The organism is Amphibacillus sp. Q70 (assembly GCF_052055485.1).
Taxonomy (GTDB): domain Bacteria; phylum Bacillota; class Bacilli; order Bacillales; family Amphibacillaceae; genus Amphibacillus.
On sequence record NZ_CP197171.1, the window covers coordinates 2355862 to 2375106 of the forward strand.

19 protein-coding genes, 1 tRNA gene and 1 pseudogene are annotated in these 19245 nt (G+C 34.5%); 13 read left to right on the top strand and 8 right to left on the bottom strand.

Annotation, left to right across the window (positions count from 1 at the left end):
- Positions 1–333 precede the first annotated feature (333 nt).
- Positions 334–1347, bottom strand: a complete 1014-nt coding sequence (locus ACS127_RS10450; protein ID WP_440894985.1) for a hypothetical protein — start codon at positions 1345–1347, stop codon at positions 334–336.
- A 120-nt stretch (positions 1348–1467) separates the two neighbouring features.
- On the bottom strand, positions 1468–1674 hold the full coding sequence (locus ACS127_RS10455; protein ID WP_440894986.1) for a hypothetical protein: 207 nt from the start codon (positions 1672–1674) through the stop codon (positions 1468–1470).
- A 650-nt stretch (positions 1675–2324) separates the two neighbouring features.
- On the opposite strand from ACS127_RS10455, the gene ACS127_RS10460 reads away from it, so the two are divergent.
- Positions 2325–2540, top strand: coding sequence for a hypothetical protein (locus ACS127_RS10460; RefSeq protein WP_440894987.1), 216 nt, complete (start codon positions 2325–2327; stop codon positions 2538–2540).
- A gap of 213 nt (positions 2541–2753) precedes the next feature.
- On the opposite strand, the gene ACS127_RS10465 is transcribed toward ACS127_RS10460, so the two are convergent.
- From ACS127_RS10465 to rodA, 4 genes are all read right to left on the bottom strand, one after another.
- Positions 2754–3431: a DUF421 domain-containing protein gene (locus ACS127_RS10465; RefSeq protein ID WP_440894988.1), complete on the bottom strand. Its 678-nt coding sequence runs from the start codon at positions 3429–3431 to the stop codon at positions 2754–2756.
- 63 nt (positions 3432–3494) lie between these two features.
- On the bottom strand, positions 3495–3920 hold the full coding sequence (locus tag ACS127_RS10470; RefSeq protein WP_440894989.1) for a GNAT family N-acetyltransferase: 426 nt from the start codon (positions 3918–3920) through the stop codon (positions 3495–3497).
- Between the two features lie 336 nt (positions 3921–4256).
- Positions 4257–5372, bottom strand: a complete 1116-nt coding sequence (gene ftsW / locus ACS127_RS10475) for a putative lipid II flippase FtsW (RefSeq protein ID WP_440894990.1) — start codon at positions 5370–5372, stop codon at positions 4257–4259.
- Positions 5373–5384: 12 nt separating this feature from the next.
- Positions 5385–6548 carry a rod shape-determining protein RodA gene (gene rodA, locus ACS127_RS10480; RefSeq protein ID WP_440894991.1) on the bottom strand — a complete coding sequence of 388 codons (1164 nt, stop codon included), beginning with the start codon at positions 6546–6548 and terminating at the stop codon, positions 5385–5387.
- Positions 6549–7091: 543 nt separating this feature from the next.
- On the opposite strand from rodA, the gene ACS127_RS10485 reads away from it, so the two are divergent.
- The 5 genes from ACS127_RS10485 (at position 7092) to ACS127_RS10505 (ending at position 12348) form a co-directional block, all read left to right on the top strand.
- A tRNA-Val gene (locus ACS127_RS10485) sits at positions 7092–7163 on the top strand.
- Between the two features lie 203 nt (positions 7164–7366).
- Positions 7367–8290: a restriction endonuclease gene (locus ACS127_RS10490; protein WP_440894992.1), complete on the top strand. Its 924-nt coding sequence runs from the start codon at positions 7367–7369 to the stop codon at positions 8288–8290.
- A 678-nt stretch (positions 8291–8968) separates the two neighbouring features.
- Positions 8969–10309, top strand: coding sequence for an MATE family efflux transporter (locus ACS127_RS10495; RefSeq protein WP_440894993.1), 1341 nt, complete (start codon positions 8969–8971; stop codon positions 10307–10309).
- A gap of 81 nt (positions 10310–10390) precedes the next feature.
- Positions 10391–12106, top strand: coding sequence for an ABC transporter ATP-binding protein (locus ACS127_RS10500; RefSeq protein ID WP_440894994.1), 1716 nt, complete (start codon positions 10391–10393; stop codon positions 12104–12106).
- Positions 12107–12129: 23 nt separating this feature from the next.
- Positions 12130–12348 carry a hypothetical protein gene (locus ACS127_RS10505; protein ID WP_440894995.1) on the top strand — a complete coding sequence of 73 codons (219 nt, stop codon included), beginning with the start codon at positions 12130–12132 and terminating at the stop codon, positions 12346–12348.
- Between the two features lie 99 nt (positions 12349–12447).
- Here the strand turns inward: ACS127_RS10505 and ACS127_RS10510 are convergent, their stop codons facing one another.
- Positions 12448–13353, bottom strand: coding sequence for a Fe-Mn family superoxide dismutase (locus tag ACS127_RS10510; protein WP_440894996.1), 906 nt, complete (start codon positions 13351–13353; stop codon positions 12448–12450).
- 211 nt (positions 13354–13564) lie between these two features.
- Here ACS127_RS10510 and ACS127_RS10515 point away from each other — a divergent pair, with 211 nt between their 5' ends.
- The 7 genes and pseudogenes from ACS127_RS10515 to ACS127_RS10545 all read left to right on the top strand — a co-directional run bounded on the left by ACS127_RS10515 (position 13565) and on the right by ACS127_RS10545 (position 18510).
- Positions 13565–13750 carry a hypothetical protein gene (locus ACS127_RS10515; protein ID WP_440894997.1) on the top strand — a complete coding sequence of 62 codons (186 nt, stop codon included), beginning with the start codon at positions 13565–13567 and terminating at the stop codon, positions 13748–13750.
- Complete coding sequence (locus ACS127_RS10520; RefSeq protein ID WP_440894998.1) at positions 13747–14478, top strand: class I SAM-dependent methyltransferase; 732 nt, start codon at positions 13747–13749, stop codon at positions 14476–14478. The genes ACS127_RS10515 and ACS127_RS10520 overlap by 4 nt, the downstream gene beginning before the upstream one ends.
- Positions 14479–14514: 36 nt before the next feature.
- A pseudogene (locus ACS127_RS10525) lies at positions 14515–14897 on the top strand (DUF1801 domain-containing protein).
- Between the two features lie 135 nt (positions 14898–15032).
- Positions 15033–15476, top strand: a complete 444-nt coding sequence (locus ACS127_RS10530) for a VOC family protein (RefSeq protein ID WP_440894999.1) — start codon at positions 15033–15035, stop codon at positions 15474–15476.
- 150 nt (positions 15477–15626) lie between these two features.
- The gene (locus ACS127_RS10535; RefSeq protein WP_440895000.1) at positions 15627–16151 is read left to right on the top strand and encodes a CueP family metal-binding protein; all 525 of its coding nucleotides are present in this window, start codon (positions 15627–15629) and stop codon (positions 16149–16151) included.
- A 422-nt stretch (positions 16152–16573) separates the two neighbouring features.
- The gene (locus ACS127_RS10540; protein WP_440895001.1) at positions 16574–17404 is read left to right on the top strand and encodes a DUF368 domain-containing protein; all 831 of its coding nucleotides are present in this window, start codon (positions 16574–16576) and stop codon (positions 17402–17404) included.
- A 44-nt stretch (positions 17405–17448) separates the two neighbouring features.
- A complete protein-coding gene (locus ACS127_RS10545; RefSeq protein WP_440895002.1) occupies positions 17449–18510 on the top strand; it encodes a C45 family autoproteolytic acyltransferase/hydolase in 1062 nt (353 codons plus the stop codon).
- Positions 18511–18552: 42 nt separating this feature from the next.
- On the opposite strand, the gene ACS127_RS10550 is transcribed toward ACS127_RS10545, so the two are convergent.
- A complete protein-coding gene (locus tag ACS127_RS10550; RefSeq protein ID WP_440895003.1) occupies positions 18553–19149 on the bottom strand; it encodes a hypothetical protein in 597 nt (198 codons plus the stop codon).
- Positions 19150–19245 lie beyond the last annotated feature (96 nt).

The following is a 19245-nucleotide window of genomic DNA, read 5'->3' on the forward strand; positions in this document are numbered from 1 at the left end:
GCCCTTCACGGTGTGAGGGGCTTGTTCCTGTGCAAATTAAAAAAGAAAACATTAATTTTAATCAATTTATTTACAACTTTCGTATTGTATATATATAATATACAATAAGGGGTGATAATCAATGAAAAGTTTCAGACTACTATTAACGAAAATAGTTAATTACTTAGTTCCTTTATCTTTTACATTTTTTATTTTAATCCGCTTATCTTTAATTATTATTGATAAATTCAATTTGTTTATAACCTATACTCAGTCAATATTGTTAGTTTTAACTATGGTCATAATTACTCTATTAGTTGGGGTTAAATTTGTGCATGTAACAGTAGGAGAAGATTAAGAATTATTTTCTTCTTGTGATTTTTCGGCATTTTCTCCAGGTAATTTAAGATCAAGTTCATTTGTTAACTGCAACATGCTAGCTTGTTCCTTCTTGATGTTTTCTGTTGCCTTATCTCTAAAAATAATTTTATTGTCTTTTAAAATTTTTATTAAAGGATCATTCTTCATTGAGAATCCAAAGAATTTAAATTCTCCTCCCAATATTATTTGTTTTAAGAATAGACTTACAATAAATAGTTTAATTGCGGTGCTGTCTGCAGCAATCAGCAACCAATCTCCTGGTGATTGGAGTCTAATCTTAGACTCAAAATCTAACTTAACATCATCTTCGAATAGTATTTTATTGAAATTATCAGGTAAATTAATAAAACTTTTAAGAGTTTTATAAGTCGGATTTGTAGCCATTCTCACATCAAAGCTTGTGTAAATCTTATCATTTTTTACATATAAGCTGTTTAAAGTTTTGTCTATGTACAAATCATAATCTGTTGCATTTGAAATTGTGTGATGTGATTGCATCATTTTAAATAGTTGAGGGTCTAATATTTTTCTGTAAACAGATTTCAACCAAATGACTTTTCTGCGTCTTTGGTATGGGCATGCATCATTATCGACTGAGGAATCTGTAACTCTTTCAAAATATTCCTTACTATTAATTATGCCGAAGTTAATAGTTTCTGATTTTTCGCTTGGGATTAAAACTACGTCACCAACTTTAATTTCATTCCTAAATCTATTTAAATTTCCATAGATATGACCGGCGCTACTATCTGGATACAAATCTTGTATTATATCTATTGCTTTACTTTTATCATCTAAAGAAAATTGTTCTTTTTCTTTTATTTTATCCCAGCCAATAGCTACATAATCTTCCTGTGAGAACTCCTCAAACCAAGTACCGCTGTCTGTTCTAATTAACCAGTAGTTTCTTGTTCGAGAAATTTCAGGTACATCAATGTCTAAGTCTAATGTTTTAATAATGTTGTTTATTGTTTCTTTTAAACTCATTCAAAAAGCTCCTCCTTTTATATTAAATTGTATCACAGCTATAATTTACCAAAAAACTAGTATTACTACAACATATTAATTTAAGGGTTCCCTTAAATCCATAAAAAATCAGACAAGCCCTCACTCGTCGGTGGGGGCTTGTCTGATTTTTTCCCACAGTTCATTTAATTTAAGTGCATTTTTCAAACTCATATTCTCTATGTCACTTTCTTTTCGTGTGAAACGCGATAAGGTTGTTTGAGCAATGCCTGTCCTTTTAGAAATTTGGTAATTGGTGAGTTCCGACTCAAAAAGCAAATCTTCAATGTTTTTCTTTATGTCAGACACAATTATTCCCCCTTATTTTTGTTATTCATTACAACAATCAATAAAACTGATAGTGCAGTGATAAATGAAGCTGTGGCTATTAAAAGTCCCATTGTTGATAACCTCCTCATATTAATTTATAATGGAGGAAAGGAGCGGTAACTCCTTTCCGTTATTGCTTACTTGTCGTCTTTTTTTTCTTTGTACAATAGGTAAGCGACTATTGCGGTGATTAGTGAAGCACTTGCTGTGATTAGAGCGGCTAGTGCTTCTATTATTTTGCTTATTCCATCTGTCAAATTTTCACCTCCCTTAACTTTCTATCTTAATTATACTACCTATAACGGTATTAATCAACCCTTTTCTAAAAAGTTTTTTAATTATTTTCAAACAAAAAAAAGCCCTAGGGTAAGGGCTTATTTATCTTCTTCCCAAATATATAATTCGTCTACTTTGCAATCCAAAATTCGGGCAAACTTAAAGAGTTTATCAACGGACGGTTTACCACGATTGTTTACCCGTCTATGTTTCAAACCTTTAAGGGGGTTAAATATAAAATTTATGATTAAAAAAGACTCTTTACTAAAAAACAGCACATTTGTTCTTGTTTTGTGTTATACTTATATCTTGATAAGAACTAATGTTCGTAAAATAATATTGGAGGGATAAACATGATTGGATTTTTAACTAATTCAATGGAAGATAAAGGGAAAATTATGATTTATTATATAGACTCCAAGGAAAAGGTTAGTCAAAGGGTTGTTAGGATAGTGAGTATGGATAACAAAAAGGTTCTTGCTTATTGTTATTACAGAAGGCAAGTTCGTAGTTTTAAATTAGAGAATATTTTATCATGTGGAAACTTAAAGAAAAGTGTTGGAGCATAAGGGTTTTGGAATATATTAATCATAACAAAAGAGAGAGGTTCTATTCCTCTCTCTTTTCTGGTCACTTTTTAAAAAAAGTGACCAAGAAAGTGACCAACGGTTAAATTTTAGTCACTTTTATAAAATTTGAAAAAATATAGTTGACCTACCTAATATTTTAAAATACTGATATATAGACACTTTGAGATCATAATATTTTTATTGACCTACCCATTATGACATTGTTTGAATGTGAAGCGGCTCTTCTTCTTGATATTCTGCATAAAATATATCTTTGATTGATTTAATATTTTGATGTTTAATTTGCTGTTCAAGCCATTGCTCATCTCGATTAATTTCTGCGAGATTATCTTGAATAATTTCACCATCGTTGATTAGAGTAACCGGTAAGACCACTTTTTTATCTGGTAAATTTAAATCACTTCTTATCGGTATTTGGGCAGAAGTTTTTTCCAATACAGAGACTGTTCCATCATTTTCTAAAATAGCAAATTCAACATCACGTAAAGAAAAAACGTCTTTAAGGCGTAATAAATGTTGGAGCTGATTAATGTCGAGTTTACTCTTTTTCATGACCTCACGATCAAGCTTTCCTTTACTAATGATAATCGCTGGTTTCCCTTCAATCAATGCTCTTGAACCTTTAAAGCGTTGGGTAATAAACTCAGTAAGATACATTAACCCACCCCATGTTATGACCGCCAATGTCATGTGTAGGACATTTACATTTTCGTCATAAAGTGCATTTCCTACAAGCTCACCCAGTAATAGCGCTGAGATAAAGTCAAAAGCAGTTAATTGCCGAATTTGTGTCTTTCCTAATACTTTTGTAATGACAAAAAGGGCTACAAAACCATATATAGTTTCAATGAATATATAACCATATTCCATACTACATGATCCCCCCTCCAAGTTGTTAAATTCAGCTTGGACAAGTCTAAGGAAATTTATACATTAATTTACCCTTTTATTCATCGTAACATGCTCAATCCCAGCTTCATAAAAAGGCTGTGAACTCACCTTAAATCCAATGGCTTGGTAAAAAGGGACAGCGTGAGACTGTGCATTTAAATAGGTTGAGTTTATATTATTCTTTTTCAAAATTTGTTCGATTGCAAGCATTAATTGTTTACCATAGCCTTGATTGCGATAGGGCTTTAAAATGGCTACCCGCTGAATTTTCCCTTTATCAGCAACTACCTGTACTCGACCAGCTGCAATAGGGTGTTCTTCGAGATAACCAACAATATGAATGGAGTGCTCATCACAAGAATCATGCTCAACTTCTGGATCAACGCCCTGTTCTTCAATGAATACCTGATCACGGACACTAAAGGCATCTTGTTTTTCTTTATTAGTTTTTGCTTCAATAATTTTCATCTTAAAAAGCTCCTAATCTTATGAACTACCCTTAAAAATACTCAACTTAGAAGATAAGTAGTACAGTTTCTGATTTTTAGCAAAAATGGATAATATTCGTTATGAAAAGTCTCGTTCGTTGATAAATGTTATCTAGTTCCAGTGTTTGCTGCTTGAAGTCTTAAGCAATCGCTCTATCTCTATTCGAAGAATTTGTTTAATTACAATCTCCAAATACTTATAACCATTGAGAGATTTCTCACTAAAAGAAGTTGCCATTTATTCATTTTACAAAAATAAATGGCAAAGATGATTGTGTTATTCTGATAGAGTGAAAATCATAGTAGAATGCCTTTTTTAAGCAGCTAATTCACGATCTGGGCGTCGACCAGAAACATTGACGAGGATACCTGCTGACAATAAAGTAAAGACAAGTGAAGTCCCACCATAGCTGACGAATGGAAGTGGGATCCCGGTGATTGGTAAAACCCCGCTAATGGCCCCAAGATTAAAGACGGCTTGGATCGTTATTTGAAAAGTTACACCTAATGCAAGCAGCTTTAAATATAACGAATCGACTTCTTTAGCGATGTTAATTCCCCGATATAAGATAAACAAATAGATACCTATTACCAATAGAATTGCGATTAAACCCAATTCCTCAATAATAACCGCCATAATAAAATCAGTGTGTGCTTCAGGTAAGTAGCCAAGTTTTTGGACACTGTTTCCAAGTCCATTACCTGTTAAACTACTTGTTGCAATGGAAACATATGAATTAATCAATTGATACCCATCACCAGCGGGATCATCAAAAGTATTGAGAAAAGAAGTTAATCGTTCTAAACGATAGGGCTGTGAAAGGGTAAAAAAGACAACTCCACCAATGCCAATTGAACCCAGCAACAAGATATGCCGCAGTTTGACGCCACTAAAGAAGACAATTAAACCACAAATCAGGAGAATATGAGTAGCTGTCCCAAAGTCAGGTTGTTCCAAGATGAGGAAAAACACTAATGTTAAGATAACTAATGGCGGGAGTACTGCTTTTTTGAATTCTCCAATGTACGGTTGTTTCTTGGCGTAAATATGTGAAAAATAAATGATCATAAATACTTTAACAATTTCAGATGGCTGAAAAATAAATGGACCAAATCCTAACCAACGCTGAGCCTCATTTCTGACTAATCCAATCCCAGGAATGAGAACGAGTCCCAACAGAATAATTGATATGACAATAAGAATTGGACTCATTTTACCCAAAGTTTTTAATGAGATAAACGACATAATGAAAAAAACAACCATCCCTAAGATTAAAAAAAGTAATTGTCTGATAAAGTAATGTTGTCCATTATCAAAGTGTAATGTGGCGAGTGTATAACTAGAGCTATAGACCATAATTGTCCCAAATATCGATAAAGACAAGATAGCTATAATAAGCCCATAATCAAATTTCCTTAAGCGTTTCTTCATAAGCAAAGACCCCTATTCCATCGATTCTTCCTCACCAAACATGTATTTCTTCGTCCTTAAGTGGACACTTGTCACCAGTCCTAATGCCATCATATTCGCTAAGAGGGTACTTCCTCCATAACTGATAAACGGTAGAGCAATACCTGTAATCGGCATTAAGCCAATTGTCATACCAATATTTTGAAAGATTTGAAAGGTGAATAAGCTGATCACGCCAATACAAATATAAACCCCAAACAATGAATTAGCATTTAGAGCAATATTAATGATCCGATAGATAAGTAAGAAAAATAAAATAACTAAAATACTGGTTCCGAGAAAGCCAAAGTCCTCACCAATAACCGCAAAAATAAAATCGGTATGTGCCTCTGGAACTCGACCACTTTGAATTTGATACCCTTGTTTAAGACCAGATCCAGTCAACTGTCCTGAGCCAATACCAAGCAACGCTTGCTGGAGTTGATAACCAAATCCTTGAGAATATTCCGAAGGATTTAACCAGCCATATATTCTAGGAAGCTGGTGACTGGAAATAAATTTGCTAAATAGATCGAAATTATAAAAGTAAAGATAGATCAAAGCACCTAAACCGGATAAACCTGATGCAGCGAGCAATGCACTCATTTTAATAGAAATACTTGATGTTAAAATTAACATGAAGATGGTAAATAGAATCATTAAAGCCGTTCCTAAATCAGGTTGTTTTAAGATTAACAAAACTGGCAAAATTGTGTAGATAATAATTTTTAAAGTAATTAGGATACTCTCTTTAAAATTCAGTCGTTGTTTTCCAACCTTTGTCAACAAAGCAGCAATGTGTAAGACAAGAAAGATTTTCATAAATTCTGAAGGTTGGAGCTCCATAAAGCCTAAATTTATCCAACGTTGTGCACCTTTATTTTCTTCACCAAAAAACTCTACGACAAGTAACAATACCATTCCAAAAGAATAGATTGGCCATGTCCATCTCTCAATCAGCTCAAAGTCGAAAAAAGCAATGACCATCATCGCAATAAAGCCGACACCATAAAATAATAGCTGTCTATTCACAAAACGCATTGGATTGGCACTTGCATATTGTCCTGAGCCACTATATATGGCGACTAAGCTAATGATAAGAAAACAAATTAATAAAAAGACGATTGTATAATCAATAGGTAATTTTTTAGATTGCATAAACGTTCCTCATTTTCATAAAAAATTCATTAGTAAACTTTTAGAAAAACTCATTTTTGCTCATCTTTTGAGCAATTGTGTTCGTTATTCTTCCCTTTGTATATTCAAAAGTATTTAATTTCATCGAGGATCATATAAGTAAAACGAAGACTTTACTTCCACATGAATGTAGTGCCTCCGTCGTTCCCACAAATCTTTTCGATGAGATGAGTAACCATAGTCCAAGAACAGCGATAGATTAGTCGAGGTTCTTTAACTGTGGTGATATGTCATATTTTTTCAAGAGATTTTAAACTGCCACTTCTTGAAATAACTTTTAAGTGGAATCTTAATATTTTGACGTATAATCATTCAAAAAGGTTACTCCTTCATCATATCAAAAAACAACGAAAGATGTTAGTAAAAGGACATTATTCAAAATTGTGATTAGACTTGACGAAAAAGCCTATTTAGATTATATTATAAACACGCTATTAATTAAATAGGACTTCATTGTTTTGTTAAGAGAATATTTTCTAGATAAGCAGAAGTTATATTTATTGCGAGCCGTTAGTTCAGTGGGAGAATACTTCCTTGACAGGGAAGGGGTCACTGGTTCGAATCCAGTACGGCTCATACCAGTAGAACGCTTGACCCATAAGGGGTTGGGCGTTTTTTGTTTTCAAACCATCTCCGTATTTTTGATATGGAGTGTCATAAAAGAGCCTAATTACAAATTAATCTTAACAATAACAGTCCTGTAAAACTTTCAAGAAATGATGAAAGAGCTGAAGTTTGAATAAATATCATCAAAAAATGAACTCAAAGGAGAATTAATAATGAAGGAAACATTTGAAGAGCTTAGTCGTAGTGAACAAAGTAATATTCTGAAACCAGAAATAATAAAAATATTGAGAGAACTTGGTGGGATTGCTTCAAGAAAGGAGATAATAAATGAATTAAAAACAACTTCTGAAAATATTCCAGAAGAATACATTGATTATCGTAAACAAGGGAAAAATGGAAAATTATTCTCACCCTTTGTATTTCCATTTAATTTCTCAATCAAAGAGTTTGAACTTGCAGGTTTTCTTATTACCCCAAAAAGAGGATATGTAGAACTAACAGAAAAAGGACGTACATTTAACATTAATGATACAAAATCCTTATTACAAGAAGTTAAAGAATATGCGGACCCTTACTGGGGGATGAAAAACAAGGAAAGAAGAGAGCGGCAACTTGAAAGTAATCAAGAGGATAGTGATCAAGAAACTGAAGAAACAGAGGAAGAAATGATTATTGAATCATGGAAGAATAATTTACGAAATGCTTTAGAAAATATGTCTCCTCAAAAATTTGAAATTTTTGCTCGTGCTCTAGTTAAAGAAATGGGTGTAGATATTGATGAAAAGATTGGTATCCAGTCTGTTGCAGATGAAGGATTAGATGGATTTGGCTATATTACAGCAGATGATTTTCGAACGTCCCGAGTAGCTATTCAAGCAAAACGATGGAAAGGAAGCGTTCCCTCTCCTGAGATAGATAAGTTTCGTGGTGCAATGGATAAATACAATGCAGAGTATGGCATTTTCATTACAACTTCTGTTTTTAGTCGTCCAGCAATCAAAGCTTCTAGAGAAGGCACTCGTGTGATTACTTTAATTGATGGAGAGAAAATTACTGATTTAGTAGAAAAGTATGAACTCTATGTACAAAAGGTAGAAACTTATAAATTAGATGCCTTTTTCACTGATATTGACTAAAACTTTTTTCATTTAAAAATATTATTAATTTCAATCAGCCTATATTTTTAGTTTGTCGTACATATCAGGCTATAACTGTACATGCAGATTTTTAACTTTTTCTATTGATTTAAACTGGTCGCATTTAGTTCTATATCCTTTACGTATAATAGGCTCAGAACGAAGGTTCTCTATGTGAATCGTTAAGTTGTTTACGTTGATTATTTTTTTTGTTCAGACATTTGTCTATCCTCTTTTTTACGAGAATGAAGTCATTATTTGTCCGATGTATAAGATCAGAATGTACTTATCTTTTTGAAATTACCATTTTAAAATTTTCTTTAAATAGAGACTTTAGCTAGAAAAACAATGTAGATTTTTAAACCAGCCCATTATTAAAATAAGGCTTATTTTTAAAGATTAAAGGTGATGTGATAAAATCTGATAACCTGTAAATAGCTAAAGTGTGCTACAATAGTAATTAGATTGTAGTCGATCGTGAATGATCGTCATTCTACGCACCTTGGCAGGAAGGGGTCACTGGTTCGAATCCAGTATGGCTCATTGTTAAAGGTACATTCTATTTACTTAGAGTGTACTTTTTTTAGTGTCTACTGTTTCTTAATTATATTGATTAAATTTGTTTTCGTTGTATAAATAAAATGGCTAAATTCGTTGCTGTGAGAAAGGAAGGATTAAATGGTGAAACAGCATAATTTTACAGAAGGTAATATATATAAACAGCTTCTTATCTTTTCAGGTCCAATTATTTTTACCAACTTGTTACAGATATCATATCAATTTATCGATAGTCTGTGGGTTGGTAATTTGCTTGGTGAGGATGCGCTCGGGGCAATAGCCCTTTCTGGGACAGTAATATCAACTGTACTCGCATTTGTTATTGGATTGAATAACGCAGCACTTACGATTTTATCCCAGCAAAAAGGGAGAGGAAGCGAGACTGGACTTCGACGGTATTTAAATGCTTTTGTAGTTATTTTGTCAATTATGTCACTCATTCTTGGGGTCATGGGTTACTTCTCTGCAGAATGGATTTTACAGGTGCTTGGGACACCTGAGAAAATGTTGCCATTAGCTGGAGCTTATTTGAAAATCAATTTTGTTGGGATTTTATTTGTGTTTGGTTATAATTTTATTGGTACCATGTTGCGTTCAATTGGAGACTCAAAAACACCACTTTACTTTGTTTTGATTGCAGTGCTTTTAAATGCAGTGATTGATCCGCTATTTATCGCAGGATTTGGCTGGGGTGTTGAAGGGGCAGGTTATGCAACGATTTTTTCACAAGGGATTTCACTCTTTATTGGAATGTTTTACACGATTCGAAAAAAACTTGTGCCACTATCGAAACCACATCTTCCAGCAAGAAAAGAAGTGCTCAATATTTTAAAATTAGGGATACCAGCCGGGCTACAAATGAGCATTATTTCAGCCGGTGTGATGGCGATTATGACTGTTGTTACTTCTTTTGGTCCCGCTGTCGTTGCTGGATATGGGGCAGCGCAACGATTGGATAGTATTATTATGCTTCCCGCACAGTCACTGGGTATAGCTGTAAATAGTATGGCTGGGCAAAATATTGGTGCTGGTAACTGGTCTCGTGTCCATCGTATTACAGGGTACGGATTTATTTATAGTACGACAATTATGTTAGTTTTTGCTTTATTGATCTTTTCATTTGCTGATTATGGCATTCATCTATTCATCAGAGATTCCGAAGCAGTGAAATTTGGTACCATGCATTTAAAAACGATCGCTTTTTTATATCCATTTCTTGGAATCAATTTTATTTTAAATGGTGCTGTTAGAGCGTCAGGAGCGATGTTTCAAGTGTTGATGCTGAATATTATTTCCTTCTGGGTATTGCGATACCCTCTTACCTATCTTTTAGCCAGTCAGTTTGGGGAACGGGGGATAAGCTTTGGATTTGGAACGAGTTTCTTAATTAGCAGTATCTTTGCCTTTCTCTATTATCGCTATGGTAAATGGCGCCAAGCAGAAGTGATTCGGGCACAGTAATCAGACTCCCCACGTGTATTAATAATCAAAAGTTAAGATATATTTATTTTGTATATAGTGATGATAAAGGAAGTGTTTGTTATGTTACGTCGTTTTTTCTCTTATTATAAGCCGCATCGTCGGTTGTTTATTATCGATTTTACATCAGCTGTTTTCGTTGCACTATTAGAGCTTTTATTTCCTGTAGCTGTTCAGTGGTTTATTGATGATTTGTTACCGGATGGGGACTGGAATAGAATTATTACCATCAGTATTCTGCTCTTTTTCGTTTATCTACTCAGTACCTTTTTACAGTATGTTGTGACCTACTGGGGACATACGCTTGGTGTGAACATTGAAACAGATATGCGTGAAGACTTGTTCAATCATGTTCAACGTCAGTCGTTTCGTTTTTTTGATAATACGAAAACGGGCCATATTATGAGTCGAATTACCAATGATTTATTTGATATTGGTGAACTTGCCCATCATGGCCCAGAGGATTTTTTCATTGCCATTATGACTTTTGCTGGTGCATTTGGGATTATGTTTACGATCAATTTTAAACTGACTATGATTATTTTAATTATTGCACCTATTCTTATTGTCTTGATTGCTTATAGTAATATAAAAATGAGTAAAGCTTGGCGCACGATGTACCATAATATCGCAGATGTCAATGCGCGAGTAGAGGATGCTGTATCAGGGGTGCGTGTCGTTCAATCATTTACGAATGAGAAGTTTGAAATGGAACGGTTTGTCACGAATAATAATCATTTTCGTACAGTGAAAATCGGAGCGTATCGAATCATGGCATTTGTGTCAGCGAATATTTATATGTTAATGCGTTTTATCGTCTTATTTGTCCTAGTAATTGGTGCATGGTTAAGCTTTAACAATCAGCTTTCCTACGGGGAATTAGTTGCTTTTGTCTTATTTATGAATGTCCTGTTCAACCCGATTCAAAAAATCAGTGCACTACTTGAACTTTATCCAAAAGGGATGGCAGGTTTTAAACGGTTTATCGATTTGCTTGATGTCGAGCCAGAGGTGCAAAACAGAGAAGGGGCTGAAGAAGTGACTGAGCTTAAAGGAAATATTACTTTTAATCATGTTTCATTTGGCTATGAAAAGATCCAGTCACCCGTTCTAAAAGATGTGAGCTTTAACATACAAGCTGGGGAAACCATTGCATTCGTCGGCCCGTCTGGCGCTGGAAAAACAACGATTAGTTCACTTATTCCACGTTTTTATGACGTTGATCAAGGCAGTATTACCATTGACGGCATTGATCTTAGAGACATGACAAAGGAATCACTTAGACAACAGATCGGTATCGTTCAGCAAGATGTTTTCTTATTTACGGGGACATTACGAGAAAATATTGCCTATGGTAAACTTGATGCGACTGATGAAGAGATTGCACTTGCGGTAAGACAAGCCTACATGGAAGACTTTATTAAGGAACTGCCTGACGGATATGAAACCCAAGTTGGGGAACGTGGTTTTAAGCTTTCTGGAGGTCAGAAACAACGGATTGCAATTGCAAGAATGTTCTTGAAAAATCCACCCATTCTTATCTTAGATGAAGCAACATCAGCACTTGATACAGAAACCGAGATGATCATTCAAGAAGCTTTAACAGACCTTGCAAAAAATCGGACAACTATAGTCATTGCACATAGACTTGTGACTATTAGAAATGCTGATCGAATTATGGTTGTGACCAAAGAAGGTATTGCCGAGGAAGGAAGCCATGATGAATTAATTAAACAGAATGGTATTTTTGCCAATCTTCATCGGGTACAAATGGAATAGATTAGAGAAGTTTTTCTGCTGAAATGGCTGATGCTAATAACCGTTATGAGAATGTATTGATAAGTGGAATAAGCGATAGGAATTTTGTAAAAAGTAAGCTGTATGGACTACTTTTTAATGAGAAAGATTTATTAATTGGTAGAATTCGACCAAAACAGACGATGTTCTTTGATGCTCGAACTGCTTACTTTGCTAGACTGATCGTGTTGAAAATCTTAAGGGAGAAAAAATACTATAATTAAAACACTAATGAGGTTGTTAGCAGTCAAATTAACTGGATGGTATTATTAAATATAATGGAAGATGATTGTCATGTGCAACCATCTTCCAATCTTTTTTGTCTAATGGGGTTCCCACTTCAATTTGGATGCTTGGTTAAAGCGTTTTTCAACTTCAGCCCAGTTGACAATATTCCACCAATTGTCGATATATTTTTTTCGTTCATTTTTATATTTGAGATAATAAGCATGTTCCCAAACATCAAGAACGAGTAGGGGTACAACATCCCATTGACTTAAATTTTGGTGTTTTTCGGCTTGAAGTATTTCTAAACGTCTGGCACGTGGTGACCATACTAAAATAGCCCAACCTCCACCTTCTACTTCATTAGCTGCTTCTGAGAAGTGTTTTTTAAACTGATCAAAACTACCAAACGATCGATTAATTTCTCTCAGTAACCTTCCAGATGGTTGACCCCCACCATTCGGACTCATAATCGTCCAAAAAATCCTATGAAGATAATGACCAGCTCCATTAAAAGCGGCTTCTCTTTCCCAATGCTTGATCAGCTCAAAGTTATTAGAATTGCGTGCTTTCTGCATTTCTTTTTCAGCCTTATTTAGTCCATCTACATAGCTTTTATGATGTTTATTATGGTGAAGCTCCATGGTTTCTCGATCGATGTATGGCTCCAATGCATCATAGGGATAAGGTAACGGTGGAAGAGTATGTCCTCCAATTGGAACAACATTTGAATTATTACTTGATCTGGAATCCTCTTCTATGTTTTCATTGTCAATCTCTAAATAGGATCGTAATTGAGTAGATAATTCATTTGCTCGATTGTAGACATCTAAGTCTTGTAAGTTTTCTCCTTTCGAAAGATCTTCTTGAAAAGCGATAAATTGTTTTCGCCACAGATTTAACTGATCTGGATCAGCATTTTCATTTAACGTACGAACGGATTTATTATAAAATTCCGCTATTTCGTCACTCCACTCTTTAATTGAAACGATGTAATCTGACACTTTAAGAACCTCCATGATATTAGTCCATACAATATATGCTGATTTTTACAAAGGTTGATTCTTGTGCTCGATTTTGTCATTGAAGTCAATAAGTTGTATTCAAGTTATTTTAATAGAATTTATGCTAAGCTGACCGAAAAAGAGAATTGAATTGTTAGATGATAATAAATATCATGGTATACTAAAATAAATATGTGAAGGGATATAACAAATGCGATCAAATCAAGATGATTCAAGTTCAACACTTAAAAGTGATCAAGAGCTGCAAAGTGTGAGTGGCGTCATGTCCAACACTATGCAGATGCTAAAAGTGAAATCATTCAAGAAATTAATCAAAGAGCGAAAGACAATTTATAATAAGATGCCTCTTGTAGATAGGAGTTGGATTGAACAATGAAACAAAATAAATATGATAATCCGGTATTTTTCTCCGAATATGAGAAAATGCTAAGATCGGTCAAAGGGCTTGAGGGAGCAGGGGAGTGGCCGATTTTTCAAGCTCTATTACCTGAATTAAAAAATAAGCACGTATTAGATTTAGGCTGTGGTTTTGGCTGGCATTGTAGATACGCACGAGAACAGCAAGCAAGTTCAGTGGTAGGCATTGATATCTCTGAAAAAATGCTTGAAGCAGCCCGGAAAAAAACAAATGATTCATTCATAAAATATCTTAATATGCCAATTGAAGAGATTGATTTTTCAAAAGAATCATTTGATCTTGTCATCAGTTCACTCGCTTTTCACTATATTGAATCTTTTGAAATCATTTGTGAAAAAGTTTATCAATATCTAAAGCCTAGTGGTTCTTTTGTTTTTTCAGTCGAACATCCGATTTTTACAACTCGTCATGAGCAAGATTGGTATTATGACCCTAATGGTAATCGACTTCATTGGCCGGTCGATCATTATCAAGCAGAAGGTATAAGGGAAACTCCTTTTCTAACAGAAAATGTGATTAAATATCATCGAACGGTTTCAACTTATATGAACGGTTTAATCGAAGCTGGTTTTCGGGTTAGGGCAGTTAAGGAATCCTTTGCGACTGAAGAAATGATTAAAGATAATCCAGATATGAAGGATGAAAATAGAAGACCGATGTTTTTAATCATCGCAGCTGAAAAATAATTGATCTGATATTTTTGAAAGGAGTTACAGTTAGTCATGTATAAACTAAAAACGAAAGAAACAGATCACAGTGTGATTGAATTTATTGAAAATGTAGACAATTCCAAGAAACGGTCTGATGCCTATCAATTATTAGATATATTTACTGAAGCGACAGGATACCAGGCTAAAATGTGGGGACCGAGTATTATTGGTTTTGGTAAATATCATTACAAGTATCAATCGGGTCATGAAGGAGATGCTCCTTTGGTTGGTTTTTCACCTCGAAAAGCTAAAATTAGTTTGTACTTGCATCAAATGATCCCCAACGGGACAAACTGTTAAAGGATTTTGGCAAACATACGACAGGAAAATCTTGTGTGTATATCAACAAAGTCGCAGACATTGATCTGACCGTATTAAAAGCATTGATCAAGTAGTCGGTTGATTTTTTGACAGATAAAAAAGTTTAAAACTTCTTACTGCATAAGTGCAAATAAGGCTTGGTGATAAGTCAAGTTTTCTAAATAGAGGCTTATCCAGAATCATGAAAATTCGCAAAGGAAGGTGTCGCAATGACTGGTGTTGAAATTGATCTGATTGTGACAGATAGCTTAAAGGCATTAGAATTGTATGAAAAGATATTTGAGATCGAGCGGATTGAGGTGACCGATTTTCCTCAAGGTGAAAATGAAGTTGTTTTTAGTTTATATGGTGTACGCTTTCACATGTTAGATGAAAATCCGGCATTCGGATTGAAAGCACCTACTCCTGATCATCCTAATACCATTTGGTTTAACATTCTTGTTCCAGACATCAAGGAAACCTATGCGCAAGCATTAAGTTTAGGTTGTACGGAGTTACAAGCCGTAACTGAATTGCCTGATTATGGTGTAACAAATGCGATATTTATTGATCCATTCGGCTATCAATGGATGTTGCATCAAGTTCACAAGGAAGTGAGTTTTGAAGAACGATTAAAGCTTTGGGAAGAAAAAAGAGATAATGAATCTGAGTAGCAAATGTTAGGCTGGTTTCAACCGTGAACCAGTCTTTTTTTATTGGTTAATAAATAAATCTAATGTTGATAAATTCGATAAGTTTAATTTGACATTTCGAAAAAGTTACCTATAATTGTCACTGTGAGTTAACGATTAAGGAGGACCTAAATGAAAGTCAAATCTATTTTATTTATGCTCATAAGTGCTCTTTTCTTAGTTGCTTGTCAGAGTGATGATAGTACAGCTATAGATGAAAGCGTTGATGATATTAAAGCTCTTGTTCATGAATATAGTGTGGGTAACATTGATGATGAAGTGGCTTCGATTACTGGAACGGAATTAATTGTGACACCAGAGGATGGTAATGAAGTTACTTATTCACTACCTGAGGATGAATTCTTTGTTTCGATTGCGCCTTATATTAATCAAACACACCCGTGTACGTATCATAATCTTACAGGTTGTCAGTCGGAACTGATTGAGGAAGAACTTGATGTCTATATTGAAGACAGTGAAGGCAATGCTGTCTTAGATGAGAAAGTGACAACACTTGCTAATGGTTTTTTTGATCTCTGGTTACCACGAGATGAGACTTACCAAATCATGATTCAATATCAGGATATGGAAGTTGAAGCAGAGATCTCAACATTTGAAGAAGACGCTACTTGTATTACGACGATGCAGTTAACTTAAACAGAAAACATGCTATAGTTTGTTGTTTTGAAAGAGAGAATTAAAGGATCACTCGCACAAATTATTCTTCATTGTGTAAGTGATCCTTTTGTTCTAAGCGTTATTAATTCTTTTTTTGACTGTATCTTATATGTCCTGAGTAAACAGTTTTTCGATAATTTTTAGAAATTAAAATGGAGCTTTGCTTATTTCAATTTCTAATGCTTCCAATCCATGGTGTTTCAAAATAAGTCTATTGGATACTGCTAAGCATGCTTGAGTACAAATAAATCACCACTCAAGATAAAAAATGCTTTAAATTGCTTTTTAAATCAATAGTAGAGATAATGGTATAGATTGAAGACGAATGAAATATAATAGAATAAGTTCTATAGAAATTTTAAGTGTTTTTGCGATTATGGATAGAAGGGATAAACGAGAACATGCAAAAGAAAAGTCTAGTTGATTGGCTATTGCGTTTTGTAAAAGGTATGTTTATTGGATCAGGTTTTATTTTGCCAGGTGTTAGTGGTGGAGCTTTAGCGGCTGTCTTTGGTATTTATGAGCGAATCATTGCCTTTCTAGCTCATATCACAAAAAATTTTAAAGCTAATGTTCGTTTCTTTTTACCTGTTGGCCTAGGTGGACTGACGGGTATCTTTATTTTATCATTTGCCGTCAGCTTTCTACTTGGAAATTATCAAACTACGATTCTATGGTTTTTCGTTGGCTGTATTGTTGGAACTGTCCCTGCTCTTTGGAAAGAAGCTGGAAAAAAAGGGCGAGATGTTAAAGATATAGTGAATATGGTATTAACCTTTATCGTCTTTTACTTTTTTTTATCGTATGGTGAGCATTTATTTGTGACTTATATCGAGCAAAATATTTGGACTTGGTTATTAGCAGGTGCTTTAATTGGGTTAGGAATGATTGTTCCGGGCTTAAGTCCATCAAATTTTTTAATCTACCTAGGAATGTATAAAGCGATGTCTGATGGGATTAAGAACATTGATTTAGGTGTGATTATTCCACTTGGTATGGGTGCTGTTCTTTGTGTATTATCATTATCTAAGTTGATTAACTTAATTCTTGAAAAGGCCTATCCAACGTTATTTCATTTTATTTTAGGTGTCGTCTTTGCGTCAACAGTGATCATTGTTCCGGTTGACTATACAGACTTTAATTGGGTAGGTATCCTTGCCTGTGTTGTTTTATTTGAATTAGGTATCTTGCTTGGCTGGTGGATGAGTGATTTAGAAAATAGGTACACGTAAGATCATTTAAACATACAAAAAAGCTTTGAGAAAGGAGCTTATCATTGGTAAAGGTATTTTCAGATTTGATTCAATTTCGTGGTTCCCATTATCAATTTGGCTATCTCCAAGGTGAGCGATTGAAAGACTCGATCTTGTTGAAAAACCGTGAAGCACAATGGCAGAAACGCCGAAAACATCAATTTGAGACGGATAATGAGGTGGCGATTAACCTGCTTGATCAATATGCACCAGGTTTAACAGAGGAAATTCAAGGTCTTGCTGATGCGCTTGACTGGTCATTTGAGCGAGCTGTTCAAGAGTTCAGTGGCTATTATGTAGAATATGAACGAAGCGGCTGTTCAATTATGACGGGAACGGATTTTTTTGTGCGAAACTATGATAGTCACCCAAGTGGTTATGAAGGACGTTTGCTTATTTTTCAACCCAACGATGGGGGTTATGCAACGATTGGACCATCGATGCAAATCACGGGGCGAATGGATGGGATGAATGAAAAGGGATTGGCGATCGGCTATAACTTTACCAATCGAATCGGTTCCGCAGATGGCTTTGTTTGTAATATGATCGGTCGAATTTTGCTAGAAACTTGTACAACTGTTGATCAAGGCATCGCACTGTTAAAGTCGATTCCGCATCGTACATCATTTTCGTATGTATTGTTTGATCAAAAAGGGGACTCGGTTGTTGTCGAAGCAAGCCCACGAACTGTTATTGTTCGTCCAGCAAATATGTGTACCAACCATTTTGAATTATTACATGAAGAAAATCGTTACAAAAATGATGAATCGATCGAACGACTGAACAAGATTAAAAGTAAATGGCGTCCAAATCTATCGCTTAAGGCAGCTTATCAAACGTTTAATCAACGAATAAATGGTATTTTTTCGGATCGCTACTCGATTTGGTCAGGCACCCTACACACGAGCTTATATCAACCTGAAACACTGATGACTCTGTTTGGCTTAGGAGCTGACCAAATGCCGGTTAGAATAGATTTGGGTGCATTTTTACAAGGTGAAACGATTCGAATTAAGTGTATAACCGGAAAGCTGAAAAGCGATACACCATTTATTAATGATCGACAAATTGGGAAAAATAAATAGCTAAAGCAAAAGATTGGGAACTATTGCTTTGGCTATTTGTATTTAATCGTTATACTTTTCTAAGAAAGAAACTAAGCTTTTTGCCGCATTTGTCGTATCTTCGATATCTACGTTATCCGTTTTCGTTTGAAGGAAAGAGATGACGATATTTTTATAGCTTATTGATAATAAATCAACATGTTCTGTAAGTTCTTCCTCAATACCTGCAAAGCCATCTATAGCATTATAATATAGGATGTCATTCCCTATATAATTATCTGTATAAGCTAGCGTTATGGTAATTAATGAATCTCCTTGTTCATGTAGAAAAAGTAACGATTCTTGAGTAGCGTTGATAGGTGATTCCTGCGTTCCATCTAAGGTAATATACTGGCGTTTTCCGAAGCTCAATTCTTCATCAATTATGATAATTGAATAATCAAACGTACTTGCTTGCAATTGATAATTAGGAATTTCTAATTCTTCTTCCAGTTTTCCAACTAAAGATTGATAGTCTTCAAATGTTAAAGCCTCATCTTTTTCACTTAATGAATTTTCTAATGGTTCAACGGGATCCTTATCAAGATCCTCATTTTGATCTGAACATGATACAACAATAAAAAGCAGGCAAATAATAGATAAGGCGTTTAACATTTTCAAGGTTCATCACCCTTTCTCGTTATTTTTATATGTCGTAATTGTTTGCAATTGGTTTATTTATACATGAACTAACAATCCTTGCTTCTCCTATGAATA